The following is a 19,017-nucleotide window of genomic DNA, read 5'->3' as shown; positions in this document are numbered from 1 at the left end:
ATTAATTATAAACTAATCCATATGAAAGCACTAATTACAAAAACAACATGCATCTTATCGGTTTCTTTACTACTTCTTGCTAGTTGCGGAAAAGAAAAGAAAAAAGATGGAACTACTGAAGTTGAAGCAACAGCTTCTAAAACATTAGAGATTGAAAAACCACAATTAACTTTTGGTTTTATCAAATTAACAGACATGGCACCTTTAGCTATTGCAAAAGAAAAAGGTTTTTTTGAAGATGAAGGTTTGTTTGTAACTGTAGAAGCACAATCAAACTGGAAAAACGTTTTAGATCGTGTTATTGATGGTCAGTTAGATGGTTCACACATGCTAGCAGGACAACCAATTGCAGCAGGTGCTGGTTTTGGTAGACAAGCAGAACTAGTAACTGCTTACTCAATGGATTTAAATGGAAATGGTATTACAGTATCAAATGATGTTTGGGCAAAAATGAAACCTAATGTGCCTAAAGGTGCTGATGGAAAACCTGTTCATCCAATAAAAGCAGATGCTTTAAAGCCTGTAATTACAGAATACAAAAATAAAGGTAATGCCTTTAAAATGGGTATGGTGTTTCCAGTATCAACACATAACTATGAAATTAGATATTGGTTAGCAGCTGCGGGAATTAACCCAGGTATGTACACTGCAGATAATGTACAAGGGCAAATAGGTGCCGATGTATTACTTTCTGTTACGCCACCACCACAAATGCCAGCAACACTTGAGGCAGGTACAATTTATGGTTATTGCGTAGGCGAACCATGGAACCAACAAGCAGTATTTAAAGGTATAGGTGTACCAGTTGTAACAAACTACGATATCTGGAAAAACAACCCAGAAAAAGTATTTGTAATGACTAAAAAGTTTGTTGAAGAAAACCCTAACACAGCTATTGCAGTAACAAAAGCATTAATTCGTGCTGGTAAATGGTTAGATGAACCAAGTAATAGAGCTGAAGCTGTAAAAATACTATCAATGCCTCAATATGTTGGTGCAGATGAAGTTGTTTTAGCAAATTCTATGACAGGAACCTTTGAATTTGAAAAAGGTGATAAACGTGACATGCCAGACTTTAACGTATTCTACAAATACAATGCTACTTATCCTTTCTATTCTGATGGTATTTGGTTCTTAACGCAAATGCGTAGATGGGGACAAATTCCTGATGCTAAAGCTAAAGGTTGGTATGAAGAAACCATTAAGAAAATTTACAGACCAGATATTTGGAATAAAGCAGCAGCATTATTGGTTGAAGAAGGAAAAATTCCAGCAAGCGATATTCCTAAAACAGATGGTTATAAGCCAGCAACAACCGATTTTATTGACGGCACTAAATACGATGCCAAAGATCCAATAGGTTACATTAATAGTTTCGCTATAGGAAATAAAGACAAGTAATAATTTACAAAACATTTAGTAAACATGAAGCAGAGCATAGCAATAGAAAAACTAACCAAGTTTATGGAGTTTGGGTTTTTAGGAACATTAAAATCGATATTTACAGGGAAGATAGAAAAAGAAGATTTTAGAAACTTCTTAAGAAAAACTATAGTGCCACTTGCTTCCATACTCTTATTTATAGGATTATGGCACATGGGAGCTAAATCGTTATACAATATTGAAGCCGATTATAAAATTGAAAAGGCGTTAACCGAACAAGGGCAGGAGGCAGCCGATGCTATGCGAGCATGTATTGCATCTGGCGCAATTAAATGCCAACCTAATACATTACCATCTCCTGCTCAGGTTTGGGAATCTTATAAAACCTTGCTAAACGACCACTATACAATTAGAGCTGATAAACAAGCTTTTATTGAAAAAACAGCAGTTTTGAATGCAAAGCGCGAAGCACAAGGTAAAGAACCAATTGTTTATACAGGTCGTCCATCGTTTGTAGATCAAATATTTACAAGTATAAAAACTGTTTTTGCAGGCTTCTTTTTGGCGCTTTTAATAGCGGTGCCTATTGGAATTGTTATAGGGTTAAGTAAAACCTTAAGAAGTTCGGTAAACTGGTTAATTCAAATTTTCAAACCTGTGTCGCCAGTAGTTTGGTTGTTATTGGTTTTTATGATTGTAAAAACCTTAACTAAAAACTCCGAGTCAGATAGTGCATTTATCATTTCATTTATAAGTGTTGGTTTGTGCTCTATGTGGGCAACATTGGTAAATACTGCCATGGGTGTTTCATCGGTAGATAAAGATTATATAAACGTTGCTAAAGTATTGAAGCTAGGTACGTTTCAAAAAATATTTAAAGTGATTTTACCATCGGCATTACCATTAATTTTTACAGGGTTGCGTATTACACTTTCAGTGTCGTGGATGGTACTTATAGCTATTGAATTATTAGCACAAAGCCCAGGTTTAGGCTCGTTTGTTTGGGAAGAATTCCAGAATGGTGCGATAGATTCTAACTCGAAAATAATTGTTGCCATGTTTGTAATAGGTGGTATTGGATTTTTGTTAGACAGAATAATGCTAACTATTCAAAACATGATTTCTTTTAATAAGAATGATGGAATATAAATAAATGTTTAACTATTGAATTGTTTAATCATTTAGGTGTAAATAACAATTCAACAAATAACCGAATCAACAAATAAACATAGAAAAATGGCATACTTAGAATTAAATAATGTATACAAAACGTATGGACAAGGCGAGCATGCTACCGAAGTGCTTTCTAACATCAATTTATCGATTGAAGAAGGTGAGTTTGTTGCTATTGTTGGTTTTACTGGAAGTGGGAAAACTACTTTGGTAAACTTAATTAACGGCTTATTGCAACCAACTAGTGGTGAGGTTTTGTTTAAAGGCGAACCTGTGGTTGATACGAGTCATGAACGTGGTGTAATTTTTCAAAACTATTCCTTGTTGCCTTGGCTAACCGTTGAGCAAAATATATTTATGGCTGTTAAAGAGGCATTTCCAAAAGAAAAGAAAGCTGTTTTACACCAAATGGTTGCTGAATATGTGGAAATGGTAAGCTTAACTCATGCCATAAACAAACGTCCAAAAGAATTATCGGGTGGTATGCGCCAACGTGTTGCGGTTGCTAGAGCTTTAGCAATGAAACCTGAAATGATTATTATGGATGAACCGCTAGGTGCTTTAGATGCTTTAACAAGAGGTAATTTACAAGATGAAATTTTAAACATTTGGGGAAAAGATAAACGAACAGCATTGTTAATTACAAATGATGTTGATGAGGGTATTTATATGGCAGACCGTATTATTCCACTACGTCCTGGGCCAAATGCAACTTTAGGTCCGGAGTTTAAAATTGATATTGACCGTCCACGAGATAAAACGGAACTTAACGATAACCCAAATTTCAAGAAAACAAGAAATGCCATAATTGAGTATTTAATGGATATTGGAAATGAGCGTAAATCGGTTTTGCAAACAGAATATGTATTGCCAGAATTGAGTCCAAAAGAATTTATAGGATACTTTTAAAAGCATAAACCATGAATAATATAATACAAAATAAAGAAGCACAAATTTTAGAAGAAAATGGACTTTTTCCACCTTCCAGAGTTATGTTGGATTTAAAAGGCCTTAAGAAAGTATATCCAACGCCCAAAGGTGATTATGTTGTGTTAGAGGATTTGAATCTTCAAATTATGAAAGAGGAATTCGTTACCATCATTGGGCATTCTGGTTGTGGAAAAACTACCATGTTATCTATGATTGCTGGACTTAACGCTATTTCCGGAGGTAATATTTCGGTTTTAGGTAAACATATAAAAGGACCAGGACCAGATAGAGGTGTTATTTTTCAATCGCCTAGTTTAATGCCTTGGATGACCTCGCTTCAAAACGTATTATTAGGGGTAAATCAAGTATTTCCACATGCAACCAAAGCACAACGAAATGATATTGCTAAATACTATCTTCAAAAAGTAGGCTTAGAAAATGCATTTAATAAAAAAGCTTCCGAATTATCTCAAGGCATGCAACAACGTGTTGGAATTGCCAGAGCATTCGCCATAAAGCCAAAAGTATTATTACTTGACGAGCCTTTCGGAATGTTAGATTCATTAACTAGAGGTGAACTGCAAGATATTTTAATTGAAATTTGGAACAAAGAAAAAATAACCGCAGTTATGATTACGCACGATGTAGATGAAGCTATCTTTTTAGCAGACCGCGTAGTAATGATGACAAGCGGACCAAAAGCGAAAATTGGAGATGTTTTAAATATAGATTTTGAACGCCCAAGAACTCGTAAAGCAGTGTTAGAACATGATGATTATTATAAATACAGAAAACATTTAATAGACTTTTTAGAACATTAAAAAATAAAAATAAACGAACAACAACTTAAAAACCAAGAAAAAATGAAAAAACAATACGTAATACTAGGACTACTATTAGGGTGTTTGCAATTTGCACAAGCACAATTTACTTTAGATGGCGAATTTAGACCACGAACTGAATATCTTCATGGTTTTGGTAGCTTAATACCAGAAGCTAGTGAACCAGACTTTTTTACAGTAACAAGAGCCAGATTAAATGCAGGTTATTCAACAGAATCTTATAAAATGTATTTAAGTATTCAAGATGTTTTACTTTGGGGTGAAAATCCGCAAATAGTTCATTCAGATGCAAATAACCACTTCGATATTTTTGAAGCTTGGGCAGAATTACAACTAGGTAAAGGATGGTCAACTAAATTAGGTCGTCAAGTATTATCGTATGATGATCAACGTATTTTAGGAGGTTTAGATTGGGCACAACAAGGGCGCAACCACGATGCAGCATTGCTTAAATATTCAAAAGATGGTTTTGCTTTAGATTTAGCTTTAGCCTTCAACCAAGATAATTTAGCATCAGCAGGAAACTTATATGCTACAACAGCACTTTTTTCATATAAAACAATGCAAATGTTGCACTTAAATAAAAAGTTTGGTAACCTATCTGCAAGTCTTTTATTGATGAATAATGGTTTCCAAAATGGTACACCAGGCGTTTCTAATTTACAAACTATGGGTACGCACTTAAACTATAAAAAAGGTAGTTTTGGTGTAGCTGCAAATGCATATATTCAAACAGGTCAACGAGTAGGCGATGTTGATGTAAAAGGTGCTTACGACTTAAGTTTAGATTTAACTTATAAAGCTTCAGAAAAAGTAGGCTTAAGCGCTGGTGTTGAGGTTATTAGTGGTAATGATGCAGGTGCTGGTGAAACAGGTGCCTTCTTTCCATTATATGGTACAAATCACAAATTCAATGGTTTAATGGATTATTTCTATGTTGGTAATCATGCAAATTCAATTGGTTTAGTTGATATTCATGTTGGAGCAGATTTTAAATTAAGCGAAACATCAAACTTATCACTAAATATTTTAAACTTCACTGGCGAACAAGATTTAGCTGCAACGGGTAGTAGTAAGCTAGGAACAGAGGTAGATTTAGTAATCTCAAAGAAATTTAAAGGGTATACATTAGTTGGTGGTTATTCGCAATTATTTGCAGGTGATGATATGTATGCATTAAAAGGCGTAACAGAAGCAAATGCAGCTAATACACAAAACTGGATTTGGACTATGCTAGTTATCAAACCTAAATTTTTAAATTAAGAATAGTAAACATCTGTTTTAAAGATGAGTTAGTTAATTTTTTAAATTCTGAAAAGAATCCCATAATTCCTATGGGATTCTTTTTTTATGTTATTATGAATAGTAACGACTAAGCAATCTCATCAATTAAAAATTTACTTTTTATTAGAATGTATGGTTAGGTCGAGCATTGTTAAGATGTAAATTTTTAAACTCAGAATATAATTTTTCAATCAACCTATATAATAATCGATACATTTCTTACATTTAAGCAGTAAATATCTTATATGCTTAAAAAAGTTTTTGGAAGTGCCGTTTTTGGCGTTGAAGCCACCACAGTTACCGTTGAAGTAAATACAGATGCCGGTATTGGGTATCATTTAGTTGGTTTGCCTGATAATGCTATTAAAGAAAGTAATTTTAGAATTGCCGCAGCACTTCAAAATAATGGCTATCGAATTCCTGGTAAAAAAATTATCATCAACATGTCGCCCGCCGATTTACGAAAAGAAGGTTCAGCCTACGATTTAACCTTGGCTATTGGAATTCTGGCATCTTCAAACCAAATACAAGCAGATAATTTAGAACGCTATTTGATAATGGGTGAATTGTCTTTGGATGGTACATTACAACCAATAAAAGGCGCATTACCAATTGCTGTTAAGGCTAGGGAAGAAGGTTTTAAAGGTTTTATTTTACCAAAAGAAAACGCAAAAGAAGCCGCTATTGTTGATAATTTAGAAATATATGGTATTGAAAACATCACCCAAGTCATTAATTTTTTTGATAAAGGTGAAACTTTAGAGCAAACCATCATAAATACTCGTGAAGAATTTGAAAAAAACTTAAACTATCCTGAATTCGATTTTTCAGATGTACGTGGGCAAGAAGGTATTAAACGCTGTATGGAAATAGCTGCAGCTGGCGGGCATAATATTATTTTAATTGGTCCACCAGGCGCAGGAAAAACCATGTTAGCCAAACGTTTACCAAGTATTTTACCACCAATGACGCTTCATGAAGCACTTGAAACTACAAAAATTCATTCGGTAGTTGGTAGAACAAAAGATGTAGGTTTAATGGCGCAACGCCCGTTTAGAAGTCCTCATCACACAATATCAAACGTAGCTTTAGTTGGTGGTGGTAGTTATCCACAACCTGGAGAAATTTCGCTATCGCATAATGGCGTTTTGTTTTTAGATGAATTACCAGAATTTAAACGCGAAGTTTTAGAAGTTATGCGTCAACCTTTAGAAGATAGAGAAGTTACTATTTCTCGAGCAAAGTTTACAGTAACTTATCCGTCGTCGTTTATGTTGGTGGCAAGTATGAATCCAAGTCCCAGTGGTTATTTTAACGATCCTAATGCACCTGTAACATCAAGTCCTGCCGAAATGCAACGCTATTTAAGTAAAATTTCTGGACCATTATTAGACAGAATTGATATTCATATAGAAGTAACACCTGTGCCTTTTGATAAATTATCTGATGACAGAAAAGGTGAATCGTCCGTAGAAATTAGAAAACGTGTTACCAAAGCCCGCGATGTTCAAACCAAACGTTTTGCCAATTCAGATGCGGTACATTACAACGCACAAATGAATACAAAACAAATAAGAAGTTATTGTGTTTTAGATGAAGCCTCAAAACAGTTGCTTAAAACCGCTATGGAACGTTTAAATCTGTCTGCTAGAGCCTATGACCGCATATTGAAAGTATCAAGAACCATTGCCGATTTAGAAGGTGTTGAAGCTATAAACGGTTCGCATATTAGTGAAGCCATCCAATATAGAAGTATGGATAGAGAAGGTTGGTTGGGATAACAAATTCTTGCAAAAGCAGAAATCTTTTGAAATTACACCCTACTAAAAATCAATAACTAGTAAAAAATGAAAAAAATTCTCCAATATCTGTTTCCTGATTTATTTCCATCAGATATAAAAGGTTTTAGAAAAGAAACCATCATTAATAATGATATTAAATTTGTTTCTAATAAAGCAACTACTACAAATTCTGATATCAATTTTAAACTTGAATCGGGAGAAATACAAACTGTAACCATGCCTGAAATTATGGGACAGAATAATTTTGAAGTTATTGAATGGCTTTGTAAGGAAGGTGATGTTGTAAAAAGAGGTCAAATTATTTGTGTTTTAGAGAATGAAAATATAGCATTGGAATTTGAAAGTTTTACAGAAGGTAAAATACGTTTTACATGTGAAAAGCATATTATTTTACATAAAGGAGAAGTTTTGTTTGAAATTATTGGGATTTGAAAAAGAAAGAGATTTAAATACTAAATAAATATCTTGATTGTCATGAAAATCGCTCCGCAAAGTCTCCCGACTTTGAGGAAAACAAAACACATCAATAAATAAAACATATAAATTTGAAAGAAGGTTACATCATAAGAGATCAAGAAAAAATACATTTCATTACTGCAACTGTAGTAGATTGGATTGATGTTTTTACAAGAAAATCTTATAAAGACGTAATTATTGAGTGTTTATCGTTTTGTATAAAAAATAAAGGCATGCTTTTGTATGGTTATGTAATAATGAGCAATCACATTCATTTAATAATTCAATCAAAAGACGGTAAACTATCAGATTTAATAAGAGATTTTAAAAAATTTACAGCAAAAAGTATTTTAGATAAAATACAAAATGAACCAGAAAGCAGAAGAGAATGGATGTTAGAACGGTTTAAAAAAGCGACTGAAACACATAGTAGAAACACCAATTTTCAGTTTTGGCAATATGGAAATCATGCAGAAGAAATTTATTCTCATAAATTTATGTGGTCTAAGTTAGATTATATTCATTTGAATCCAGTACGTGCGGGTATTGTAGAAAAAGCATCGCATTACACATATTCTAGTGCAAGTAATTATGTGAATAACGAAGGTGTAATTGAAGTTGAAATTGTAGATAATCCAGTTGTAGATGTTTTAAAAAGTTCATCAATAACTAAATTCAATCAATTTTGAAAACGAAAGATTTGGTTGTATGTTTATTAGGAAAGAGCTCAAAGTCGGGAGACTTTGCGGAGCGGGGAAATACTACTTGTTAGTTGAAATAAAATGATATAATTATAGAAATTATTATGGTTATCGCCAGTTTATATGGCTTAATCTTGATACTATGTGTATTACTTTGAATTTTCCAATTAGAGAAGAGTGTTATGTTAATTTTGATATATTTAATCTGTTTTTCTTTCATTTTTTTATTTTTTATCAAATATAGTTTTTGGTTTAAATAATTAAAAATGAGTTTGTTAACATTTGTTTGTTTTGATCTTAATGAAAAAAATATACGGGTATTCGTAACATAGTTAAATCATAATTTTTACAAATTCGATAAAAACAAAATATTATTAGAATAAAAATTTGTTTTATTTCTTCTTATAGATACCGATTGTTGATAACTTTTTAAACGGTTGTAATTTTGAATTGATTTTTATGAATATGCAAAGTCCCGTTCCGCAAAGTCTCCCGACTTTGAGGAACATACATTATTCAAAAACATTTTCCCTAAACCCAAAAAGTTTCATTAAATTTAGTCGGTTAATCTAAATTTAAAAATGAAAAAACTCATTTCATTATCAATAGTAATCTTAACGTTAAGTTGCAACAATTCCAAAGAAGAAAAAAAAGAAGTTACAAAAACTCCTAAAATTGAAATAGCAACAAAACCGGTGCTTAATTTAGAGCAAGCTAATAAATTAGCACAATTACCATTACATTGTTTAAATACCGAATACCCTAATAAGTTGTCGCAAACCCTTGGTAGCGACGCCGATTTGAAAGCGCCTAACGTATTACATCCAGCGTTTTATGGATGTTTCGATTGGCATTCGGCAGTACATGGGCATTGGAGTTTGGTAAGCTTACTAAAACAATTTCCAAACCTAGAAAATGCCACTGAAATTGAACAACGTTTACTAAAAAACATATCAAAAGAAAACATAGCTTCAGAAATCAACTTTTTTTTAGGCGAACACAATAAGTCGTTTGAACGCACCTATGGTTGGGCATGGTTGCTAAAATTAGCCGAAGAACTACACACTTGGGATAAACCTGTTGCTAGAACTTTGGAAACAAACTTGCAACCACTAACCAATTTAATAATTGAAAAATATATTGAATTTCTACCAAAATTAAACTATCCGCAACGCGTAGGAACGCATCCAAATACTGCTTTTGGATTATCATTTGCGGTTGATTATGCTGAAACACTAAATAATGAACTTCTTAAAAAAACCATAACAGAACGTGCTAAATTTTTCTTTTTAAAAGATGAAAATTGCCCAATGAGTTGGGAACCTGATGGTACCGATTTTTTATCACCTTGTTTAGAAGAAGCAGCCTTAATGAAGCGGTTATTACCTGAAGCTGAATTTAAAACGTGGCTTAATAAATTTCTTCCGCAATTAAAAGACAAAAATTATGTGCTTGAAACAGGAATAGTATCCGATAGAACCGATGGGCAGTTAGTGCATTTAGATGGTGTGAATTTTTCGCGTGCATGGAGTTTGTGTAAAATTGCTGAAGGATTGCCAGAATACAAACATTTATACAATATAGCTTATAGCCATATAAACTATTCATTACCTAGTATTTTTGGCGATAGTTATGAAGGCGGACATTGGTTAGGTAGCTTTGCTATTTATGCGTTAAATGCGATTTAAAAAGGTTAAATATAAAAAATGCTAAATCAAACTATAGACATAAACGTAGATGTTGGTGAAGGTATTGGTAATGAATCGCAACTAATACCCTATGTGTCGTCATGCAATATTGCTTGTGGCGGACATGCAGGTAATAGTAAAACCATGCGTAAAGTAGTTAGACTAGCAAAAAATCACAACGTTAAAATAGGTGCACATCCGTCATTTCCAGATATGGAAAATTTTGGTAGAAAACCAATGGATATGCCTTGTGTAGCGTTGTTTACCTCTATAAAAAACCAAATTGATAGTTTAGTAACTATTTTAGAAGATGAAAACGTGTTACTGCACCATGTAAAACCGCATGGAGCATTGTATAATATGGCAGCTACAAATATTAAAACTGCTACTGCAATTGTTGAGGTAATGAAAAGTATAGCACAACCAATTAAGCTTTACGTACCTTTTAATTCGGTTATTGAAAAGTTGGCTGTTCAAAATAACATTCCAATTACTTATGAAGCTTTTGCTGATAGAAATTATAATAACGATTTAACTTTGGTTTCCAGACATGAAAATAATGCTTTAATACATGATGCGGGCGTTATGTTTGAACATGTTTTTAGAATGATTTCTACTCAAAAAGTAAAAACAATTCAAGATGATGACGTGGTAATTAAAGCGGAAACATTTTGCATACATGGTGATAATTTACAAGCAGCAAATTTATTGAAAAACTTACGCTTGAATTTAGAATCTAAAGGCATTAAAATCTTATAAAATTAATGACTTTCAATCTTACATTTAAACCCTACGGAGAACGCGCTATTTTGGTTGAATGGCCTGCAATTATTGATGAAGAAATTTTAAAGGACATTATTAGATTTAAAAACATTATTCAAAATAAAAAAATTGAATCTATTGTTGAAATAAAATACGCATACAACTCGTTATTAATTATTTATGATTCATTTTGTAGGAATTTAAAAAACGAGCTACAAATATTGAAAACTTGCTATTTGCATGAAGATTTTAAGCATGACAACCTGTCAAATCTATGGAAAATACCTGTGTGTTATGATGTTTCTTTTGGTGTCGATTTGGAAGCAATTTCTTTAGAAAAAAAGTTATCGAAAGAGGCGATAATTAAACGGCATTCAGAAGCTATTTATACTGTTTATTTTATTGGGTTTTTACCCGGATTTTTATATTTAGGAGGTTTAGATGATTCACTTTTTACACTAAGAAAAGCAACACCACGTTTACAAATTGAAAAAGGTTCGGTGGCAATTGGTGGTAATCAAACAGGTGTTTATCCATCTGCAAGTCCAGGTGGTTGGAATATTATTGGAAATACGCCGATTGATTTTTTTAACCCGAAATTAAAAACACCTTGTTTTGCAAAACCATTAGACAGTATTCTGTTCAAACCTGTGTCACTTTCAGAATACCAAAACATTAAAATATTGGTTGAAGCTGGTGTATATCAGTTAGAAAGCGAGGTGTTGCATGATTAAGGTTTTGAGTGCAGGATTATACTCGTCAATTCAAGATTTTGGAAGGTATGGTAGTCAGCAATACGGCGTACCTTATTCAGGTGTTATGGATCGTTATTCGGCGGGTTTAGTAAACCTAATCTTAGGAAATCCAGAAACGGTTGCTGTTATAGAAATGACTATAACGGGAGTGAAACTTCAATTTCAAAACGACACATATATTTGTGTTTCTGGAGCAGATATGTCGCCAGATGTAAACGGAAACGCAATACAACTTAATAAAATTATAAAAATTAATAACGGCGATATTGTTTCTTTCGGGAAATTAAAAACAGGGGTTTATTGTTATTTAGCTGTTTTGGGAGGTTTTAAAACCGAAAGTGTATTGGGTAGTCAAAGTATGTATAAAGGTATTACAAATCAATTTAAATTGTTAAAGAATGACGTTGTTAATTTTGATTTAAACAATTCATTTTTAATAAATAAGAATGCTTCAATTAAAGTGAATATTAATCATTTTAAAACGGATGAAATAGAAGTTTTTAAAGGTCCAGAATTTGATTTGCTTATAGAAAAACAGCAGTCTAAATTGATTCAACAGGTTTTTACAATTTCAAAAGACATTAACCGAATGGCGTATCAACTTGAAGAATCTTTAGAAAATAATTTAGAACCTATTATTACTTCAGTGGTGCTTTCTGGTACTGTACAATTAACACCATCGGGTAAATTAATTGTTTTAATGCGCGATTGTCAAACTACAGGCGGTTACCCAAGAGTATTTCAACTTAAAGAATCTGCAATAAATATTTTGGCTCAAAAATTTACAGGAAATACAATACGGTTTAAACTTGATTTAAGCGAGTTCTAAAGCAATTTCAATCATGTCTTTAAAAGTGGTTTCGCGCTCTTTACTTGTTGTGCGTTCACCGGTAACTAAAGAGTCGGAAATAGTTAAAATTGAAAGTGCATTTACATTATGTTTTGCTGCCACTGTGTATAAGCCTGCGGTTTCCATTTCAACACAAAGCACACCGAATTTCGACCATTTTTTATACGATTCAAAATCATCTGCATAAAACTCATCAGATGTAAATACGTTGCCAGCTTTAACGGGTATGTTTTTTAATTTGGCAGCTTCAACTGCTTTTTGAAACAATTCAAAATTGGCAGTAGGTGCATAATCTGCACCGCCAAAGCGAATTTCATTAACGCCAGAGTTTGATGATGCTGCCATGGCAAGTACAATATCTCTAATTTTTACATGCATTTGATACGAGCCTGCACTTCCAACACGAATCAGGTTTTTTACATCATATTCTGTTATTAGTTCATGAGCATAAATGGATATAGATGGCACACCCATACCTGTTCCCATAACGGAAACTTGTTTGCCATTATATGAACCAGTATAACCATACATGCCTCTTATTTTATTGAAGCATACTGGATTTTCAAAAAAAGTTTCTGCAATCCATTTAGCGCGAAGTGGATCGCCAGGTAATAAAATTGTTTCTGCAATGTCGCCTTTTTTTGCTTCAATATGTACGCTCATGGTATGGTGTTGAAAAGTTAAAATGTTATTTAGTAATTTTTATCTTCAGAAATTTGTCCAGTTACAATAGCAATTCCTGATGAGGTGCCTAAACGTTCTGCGCCTAAATTAATATAATCTAAAGCTGTTTTGTAATCTTTAATACCACCAGAAGCTTTAATTTTAGCATTGCCATTGGCTATGTGTTTCATTAATTTTACATCGTTTAATGTAGCACCACCTGTACCAAAACCTGTTGAGGTTTTTATAAAATTGGCACCACTTTGTATGGCTAATTCGCTAGCTTTAATTATTTCAAGTTCTTCTAAATAGCAAGTTTCTAAAATAACCTTTAAAGTTTTGGTAGGCATGCTGTTTTTTACAGCTTTAATATCGTTGCTAACAGCATCAAAATTGTTGCTTTTTAAAAAGCCTAGGTTTAAAACCATATCAATTTCATCAGCACCATCATTTAAAGCTTGTTTTGTTTCGGCTACTTTAGCTTCTGTGCTCATAGCGCCTAACGGAAACCCAATTACACTACATACGTTTACGTTGCTATTTTTTAGTTGTTCTTTAGCTAAAGACACATAGCAACTATTAACACAAACTGAGAAAAACTGGTATTGTTTTGCTTCTTCGCAAAGTTGAATAATATCGTTTTTAGTGGCGGTTGCTTTTAAAAGTGTGTGGTCTATATAATTATTTAAAGGTTTCATATAGGTTGAAATGAACTATTTTTAATAAAAAAAACATCCTTATTTTATTTAATGAGGATGTTTTTCAAAGATATTAAACAATTATGTAAATACCGCCTTTTTTGTATGTAACTATTCGTGTTTTAGCTTACTAAACGAATGGATCTTGTGGTTTTAAATAACGCAGACACGCCAATTCTGTGTACGCCAGCTTCAATATATTTTAAGCTGGTTTCTAAGTCTTTAATATCGCCAAAAGCTTCAATTTTAGCAGCATTTCTAATTGTTTTTTTAATGATTTTTGTGGCAGTTAATGTGGCGCCACTTTTAGAAAAACCACTAGATGTTTTAATAATATCAGCTTTAGCATCTAAGCAAATATTGCATGCCTTTATAACTTCATTTTTATTTAATTCTGAAATTTCTAATATTACTTTAAGTGGAATTTTTTTTATCGCCATTTTTACATCGATGATATCTTTTAAAACGGAAACATAGTTTTTGCTTTTTAGAAAACCTAGGTTCATTACCATTTCAATCTCATCTGCGCCATCTTCAATTGCATTTTGGGCTTCGTAAACTTTTGTAGCCGTAGATGAAGCACCTAGCGGAAAGCCAACAACAGTGCAAATTTTCACATTTGTGTTTTCTAAAAGTTGTTTTGCTAAAGCTACATAAGTGGGGTTTATACAAACCGAATAAAAATTTTGTTCTTTGGCGTGGTAGCAAAGGTCTATAATTTCGCGTTCTGTTGAAGTGGCTTTTAGTAGGGTATAGTCAATATATTTGGATATATCCATTGTATTAAGTAGGTTTTAGGAGCTTGCTGTTTTGCAGCAAGTTGGTTTATTATTGCTATTAAATTGTAAATTTTGGGGACTTACAGTATGCTAATTTAGGTATTTTAAACGATATAAACAGACCGTTTGTCGATTTGTGAGTGAATTTTATGAACTATCTTATTAACTGTTTAATTGTCATATTATTAGAAAATCGATGAAATAACGTATTATTTAACATTTTTAATAAACAAAAGCAACAATCATCCAAAATTTAAGAATCATGTTGCTTTTTCTAACCAACCATCTATAAGACTATTTATATGTTGTTTTGTTACACTTTTTTTAGTGTAAATTAAATTGCTTCGGTAATTAAAGTGTTTTGATTTCTAAATACTAACTTATCATCAAAAGCATCAAGTAAAATAACACTATCGGTTGTTACTTTGCCTGCTAATATTTCCTTGCTTAATGCGTTTAAAACCTCTTTTTGAATAACTCGTTTTACAGGTCTTGCGCCATATTCAGGATTGTATCCTTTTTCAGCTAGATAAGCAATAGCTTCTTGTGTAGCATCAAATGTAATGCCTTGTTTAGCTATCATTTTAGTAATGCTTTTTAATTGTAAACCAACAATTGCAATTATGTTTTCTTTACTTAAAGGTGTAAACATAATGGTGTCGTCTATGCGGTTTAAAAATTCTGGACGAACGCTTTGTTTTAAAAGACCAAGAACTTCTATTTTTGAAGCTTCAATAGTAGAATCAATGTCTTTTGTAGCTTCAAAACGATCTTGTATAATTTGGCTTCCTAAGTTTGAAGTCATTATTATGATTGTGTTTTTAAAATCGGCTACACGACCTTTATTGTCTGTTAAATGGCCTTCATCTAGTACTTGTAATAAAATATTAAAGGTGTCTGGATGTGCTTTTTCAATTTCATCTAAAAGCACCACAGAGTACGGTTTTCTGCGAACAGCTTCTGTTAATTGACCACCTTCATCATAACCAATATACCCAGGAGGCGCACCAACCAACCTGCTTACTGCATGTCGTTCTTGGTATTCGCTCATGTCTATACGAGTCATGGCGTTTTCATCATCAAATAAATATTCAGCTAAAGCTTTTGCTAATTCGGTTTTACCAACGCCTGTGGTTCCTAAAAATAAAAAGGTTCCAATAGGTTTTTGTGGGTTTTGTAAACCTGCACGACTTCTACGAACTGCATCGCTTACAGCAGCAATTGCTTCTTCTTGGCCTACAATGCGTTTGTGTAACTCATCTTCAAGTTTTAATAGTTTTTCGCGCTCGCTTTGAATCATTTTGGTAACAGGAATACCAGTCCATTTAGCAACTACTTCAGCAATGTCATCATAAGTTACTTCTTCTTTTATTAATGAATGTTCCGATTGTGCTTCTAGTTGTTTTTGAAATACTTCCAGTTGTTCTTGAGCTTCTTTTATTTTGCCATAACGCAATTCGGCAACTTTTCCATAATCACCATCACGTTCGGCACGTTCGGCTTCTAGTTTGAAATTTTCAATAGACTGTTTTGTGTTTTGAATGTTTTCAACAATTTCTTTTTCACTTTTCCATTTTGCGTTTAAATCGTTACGTTGTTCTTTTAAATTTGCTAAGTCTGAACGTAGAATTTTTAATTTATTTTCATCTTTTTCGCGTTTAATAGCTTCAATTTCAATTTCTAGTTGCATCACTTTTCTGTCTAAAACATCAAGTTCTTCGGGTTTAGAATTGATTTCCATACGTAATTTAGAAGCAGCTTCATCCATTAAGTCAATGGCTTTATCTGGTAAAAAACGGTTGGTTATGTAGCGTTGTGATAACTCAACCGCACCAATAATAGCCTCATCTTTAATACGAACTTTATGATGGGTTTCATACTTTTCTTTAATACCACGAAGAATTGATATGGCACTTTCTGTATCAGGTTCATCAACCATAACTTTTTGAAAACGACGTTCTAAAGCTTTGTCTTTTTCAAAGTATTTTTGATACTCATCTAAAGTAGTTGCGCCAATAGCACGTAGTTCGCCTCTTGCTAAAGCGGGTTTTAAAATGTTGGCTGCATCCATAGCGCCTTGTCCGCCACCAGCACCAACTAGTGTGTGAATTTCATCAATAAATAGTACAATATCACCTTCGCTAGATGTTACTTCTTTAACTACAGCTTTTAAGCGTTCTTCGAATTCACCTTTGTATTTTGCACCTGCTATTAGTGCGCCCATATCTAAAGCGAAAATTTGTTTGTCTTTTAAGTTTTCTGGTATGTCGCCATCTATAATTCTGTGCGCTAATCCTTCTGCAATAGCGGTTTTACCAGTACCTGGTTCGCCTACTAAAATTGGGTTGTTTTTGGTTCTTCGTGATAAAATTTGAAGAATTCTTCTTATTTCTTCATCACGACCAATTACTGGGTCCAACTTCCCATCTTTTGCTAATTGATTTAAATTTTTAGCGTATTTGTTTAGTGAATTATAGGTTTCTTCTTGACTTTGAGAGGTTACATTTTCGCCTTTGCGCAGTTCATTAATACTGGCTATTAATGTTTTTTCTGTAACACCTTGGTCTTTTAGCATTTGTGCTATTTTGCTGTTCGATTTAAAAATAGCAATGATTAAATGTTCAATAGAAACATAATCATCATTCATTTTTTTAGCAATAATTGCAGCTTCATTAAGTGTTTTTCCAGCTTCACGTGATAGCATTAATTCGCTACCAGTTACCTTAGGAAAACTTTCTATTTGTTTATCTAAAGCTTGTTCTAGTATGTTAATGTTTACATTCAATTTTTTTAAAATGAATGGTAATACATTTTCGTCTACTTCAAAAACGCCTTTAAAAAGGTGTTCATTTTCAATTTGTTGGTGCCCAAAACCTTGCGCAATTTGTTGCGCTTGTTGTATGGCTTCCTGCGATTTTATTGTATAATTATTGGGGTTCATATTTTATGTTTTTTCATTCCGTTTAAAGAGGAAATTTATTTTTTATTGTTTTACTTTTACAAACTGTATAAAACAATAATCTTACCAGTACTATTTGAAAGACAAAATGTCGGTTAAAACCTTGTTTTTAATGACTTTTAGTCAGTTGTAAGATTTTAAAATGATAACGACTTATACTTTTTAAAACATATAATGGGAATATTTAATAAATTATTTAGTAATACTTCTGAAGAAAAGGAAACTAAAACGTTACCATGGATACAATTAACCAATTTGGATCAATTGAAGACTGTTGATGCTCAATCGAACACAAAAACCCAGGTTATTTTCAAACATTCAACCCGTTGTGGTATTAGTAGAATGGTTTTAAAACAGTTTGAAGCAGATTTTTATCTTACAGAAAATCATCTTGATTTGTATTATTTAGATTTGTTGAATTACAGGGAAATTTCAAATGAAATTGCTGTTAAATTTCAAGTAATGCACGAATCACCACAACTATTGGTTATAAAAAATGGTGAAGCTGTTGCTTATGAAAACCACGGAGGTATTAATAGTTTAGAATTGAGTAATTATATTTAAATATTTAAAGTACTCAATTTTGTAATGTTATTAATATTAGTTTCATCTAATTGATACTGTGTTAAATTAGTTTCGCTAATAACTATAAGTTGGTTGTTTCTTATTATAACGTCAAAAGCAGAAATATCTATAGAATTAACTAGTACAGATTCTTTTGGGTTTGAAATATCAAAAATCTTTATTACGTCATCACAAACAAATAGATAGTTGTTATACAACCCAAGACCTTTTGGAGCTATCAAATTTCTTCTAGAAATTAAAACTGGCGATGTAATGGTTGTTGTATCGTAAATTTCTAAAGCACTAAGGTTTCCACCACATCCCGCACTTCCATTTAAGGTTACAAAGGCATTTGTTTGGTTTGCTATAACGGGATCGCAAGCTCTAAAATGTGATACAGCAGCTAATTGTTTTGGTTCTTCAGGATTTGATAAATCGTAAATAAACATACCTGTTTGAGAACCTATATATAAATTGCCACCAAAATCAGATAAGGTTTCTATATCAAAACCTACGTATGATGTGTTTACTTGTACAGGAGATTCTGGATTCGAAATATTAAAAACATTAAGGGAAAATTGATCGACAGTGTAAAGATAATTGCCAACTATTGTGAATTGTGCTAACGAGCCACCTTGTCCTGTTTCTCCACTTAATGAATCGGAAGAATTATTTGAATCACAACCAAAAAAAATAATAATGCCTAGGTAAAATATAATTTTTCTCAT

At 32.6% G+C, this 19,017-nt stretch carries 18 protein-coding genes; 13 read left to right on the top strand and 5 right to left on the bottom strand.

What is annotated here, in order from left to right:
• The first annotated feature begins 21 nt into the window (after nucleotides 1-21).
• The 12 genes from ACFQ1R_RS02245 to ACFQ1R_RS02190 all read left to right on the top strand — a co-directional run bounded on the left by ACFQ1R_RS02245 (nucleotide 22) and on the right by ACFQ1R_RS02190 (nucleotide 12,605).
• On the top strand, nucleotides 22-1,401 hold the full coding sequence (locus ACFQ1R_RS02245) for a CmpA/NrtA family ABC transporter substrate-binding protein (protein ID WP_379924484.1): 1,380 nt from the start codon (nucleotides 22-24) through the stop codon (nucleotides 1,399-1,401).
• Nucleotides 1,402-1,425: 24 nt separating this feature from the next.
• A complete protein-coding gene (locus ACFQ1R_RS02240) occupies nucleotides 1,426-2,532 on the top strand; it encodes an ABC transporter permease (RefSeq protein ID WP_379924483.1) in 1,107 nt (368 codons plus the stop codon).
• An 87-nt stretch (nucleotides 2,533-2,619) separates the two neighbouring features.
• Nucleotides 2,620-3,465: an ABC transporter ATP-binding protein gene (locus ACFQ1R_RS02235; RefSeq protein ID WP_379924482.1), complete on the top strand. Its 846-nt coding sequence runs from the start codon at nucleotides 2,620-2,622 to the stop codon at nucleotides 3,463-3,465.
• Nucleotides 3,466-3,476: 11 nt separating this feature from the next.
• The gene (locus ACFQ1R_RS02230; RefSeq protein WP_379924481.1) at nucleotides 3,477-4,307 is read left to right on the top strand and encodes an ABC transporter ATP-binding protein; all 831 of its coding nucleotides are present in this window, start codon (nucleotides 3,477-3,479) and stop codon (nucleotides 4,305-4,307) included.
• 42 nt (nucleotides 4,308-4,349) lie between these two features.
• Nucleotides 4,350-5,591: an alginate export family protein gene (locus ACFQ1R_RS02225; protein ID WP_379924480.1), complete on the top strand. Its 1,242-nt coding sequence runs from the start codon at nucleotides 4,350-4,352 to the stop codon at nucleotides 5,589-5,591.
• 266 nt (nucleotides 5,592-5,857) lie between these two features.
• A complete protein-coding gene (locus ACFQ1R_RS02220; protein WP_379924479.1) occupies nucleotides 5,858-7,393 on the top strand; it encodes a YifB family Mg chelatase-like AAA ATPase in 1,536 nt (511 codons plus the stop codon).
• 66 nt (nucleotides 7,394-7,459) lie between these two features.
• Nucleotides 7,460-7,846, top strand: a complete 387-nt coding sequence (locus ACFQ1R_RS02215) for a biotin/lipoyl-containing protein (RefSeq protein WP_379924478.1) — start codon at nucleotides 7,460-7,462, stop codon at nucleotides 7,844-7,846.
• A gap of 113 nt (nucleotides 7,847-7,959) precedes the next feature.
• The gene (locus tag ACFQ1R_RS02210) at nucleotides 7,960-8,559 is read left to right on the top strand and encodes an REP-associated tyrosine transposase (RefSeq protein WP_379924477.1); all 600 of its coding nucleotides are present in this window, start codon (nucleotides 7,960-7,962) and stop codon (nucleotides 8,557-8,559) included.
• Nucleotides 8,560-9,152: 593 nt separating this feature from the next.
• A complete protein-coding gene (locus ACFQ1R_RS02205) occupies nucleotides 9,153-10,259 on the top strand; it encodes a DUF2891 domain-containing protein (protein WP_379924476.1) in 1,107 nt (368 codons plus the stop codon).
• Nucleotides 10,260-10,277: 18 nt separating this feature from the next.
• Nucleotides 10,278-11,018 carry a 5-oxoprolinase subunit PxpA gene (gene pxpA, locus ACFQ1R_RS02200; RefSeq protein ID WP_379924475.1) on the top strand — a complete coding sequence of 247 codons (741 nt, stop codon included), beginning with the start codon at nucleotides 10,278-10,280 and terminating at the stop codon, nucleotides 11,016-11,018.
• A gap of 5 nt (nucleotides 11,019-11,023) precedes the next feature.
• On the top strand, nucleotides 11,024-11,755 hold the full coding sequence (gene pxpB / locus ACFQ1R_RS02195) for a 5-oxoprolinase subunit PxpB (protein WP_379924474.1): 732 nt from the start codon (nucleotides 11,024-11,026) through the stop codon (nucleotides 11,753-11,755).
• Nucleotides 11,748-12,605 (top strand): 5-oxoprolinase subunit C family protein, encoded by an 858-nt coding sequence (locus tag ACFQ1R_RS02190; RefSeq protein ID WP_379924473.1) that lies wholly within the window; start codon nucleotides 11,748-11,750, stop codon nucleotides 12,603-12,605. The genes pxpB and ACFQ1R_RS02190 overlap by 8 nt, the downstream gene beginning before the upstream one ends.
• On the opposite strand, the gene deoD is transcribed toward ACFQ1R_RS02190, so the two are convergent.
• The 4 genes from deoD to clpB form a co-directional block, all read right to left on the bottom strand.
• Nucleotides 12,591-13,289, bottom strand: coding sequence for a purine-nucleoside phosphorylase (gene deoD / locus ACFQ1R_RS02185; RefSeq protein ID WP_379924472.1), 699 nt, complete (start codon nucleotides 13,287-13,289; stop codon nucleotides 12,591-12,593). The two genes, ACFQ1R_RS02190 and deoD, sit on opposite strands and share 15 nt — an antisense overlap.
• A gap of 29 nt (nucleotides 13,290-13,318) precedes the next feature.
• Entirely contained in the window at nucleotides 13,319-13,987 is a 669-nt protein-coding gene (gene deoC, locus ACFQ1R_RS02180; RefSeq protein ID WP_379924471.1) for a deoxyribose-phosphate aldolase, read from the bottom strand.
• A gap of 122 nt (nucleotides 13,988-14,109) precedes the next feature.
• Entirely contained in the window at nucleotides 14,110-14,766 is a 657-nt protein-coding gene (deoC, locus tag ACFQ1R_RS02175; protein ID WP_379924470.1) for a deoxyribose-phosphate aldolase, read from the bottom strand.
• 334 nt (nucleotides 14,767-15,100) lie between these two features.
• Nucleotides 15,101-17,707, bottom strand: a complete 2,607-nt coding sequence (gene clpB, locus ACFQ1R_RS02170) for an ATP-dependent chaperone ClpB (RefSeq protein WP_379924469.1) — start codon at nucleotides 17,705-17,707, stop codon at nucleotides 15,101-15,103.
• 192 nt (nucleotides 17,708-17,899) lie between these two features.
• On the opposite strand from clpB, the gene ytxJ reads away from it, so the two are divergent.
• Nucleotides 17,900-18,289 carry a bacillithiol system redox-active protein YtxJ gene (gene ytxJ / locus ACFQ1R_RS02165; protein WP_379924468.1) on the top strand — a complete coding sequence of 130 codons (390 nt, stop codon included), beginning with the start codon at nucleotides 17,900-17,902 and terminating at the stop codon, nucleotides 18,287-18,289.
• Here the strand turns inward: ytxJ and ACFQ1R_RS02160 are convergent.
• Nucleotides 18,286-19,017 (bottom strand): LVIVD repeat-containing protein, encoded by a 732-nt coding sequence (locus tag ACFQ1R_RS02160; protein ID WP_379924467.1) that lies wholly within the window; start codon nucleotides 19,015-19,017, stop codon nucleotides 18,286-18,288. The genes ytxJ and ACFQ1R_RS02160 overlap by 4 nt on opposite strands.

Origin of the sequence: Mariniflexile jejuense (assembly GCF_042675665.1) — a bacterium.
GTDB classification, from domain to species: domain Bacteria; phylum Bacteroidota; class Bacteroidia; order Flavobacteriales; family Flavobacteriaceae; genus Mariniflexile; species Mariniflexile jejuense.
The sequence above is the reverse complement of the archived record's forward strand: the minus strand, read 5'-3'. Positions and strand labels throughout refer to the sequence as shown.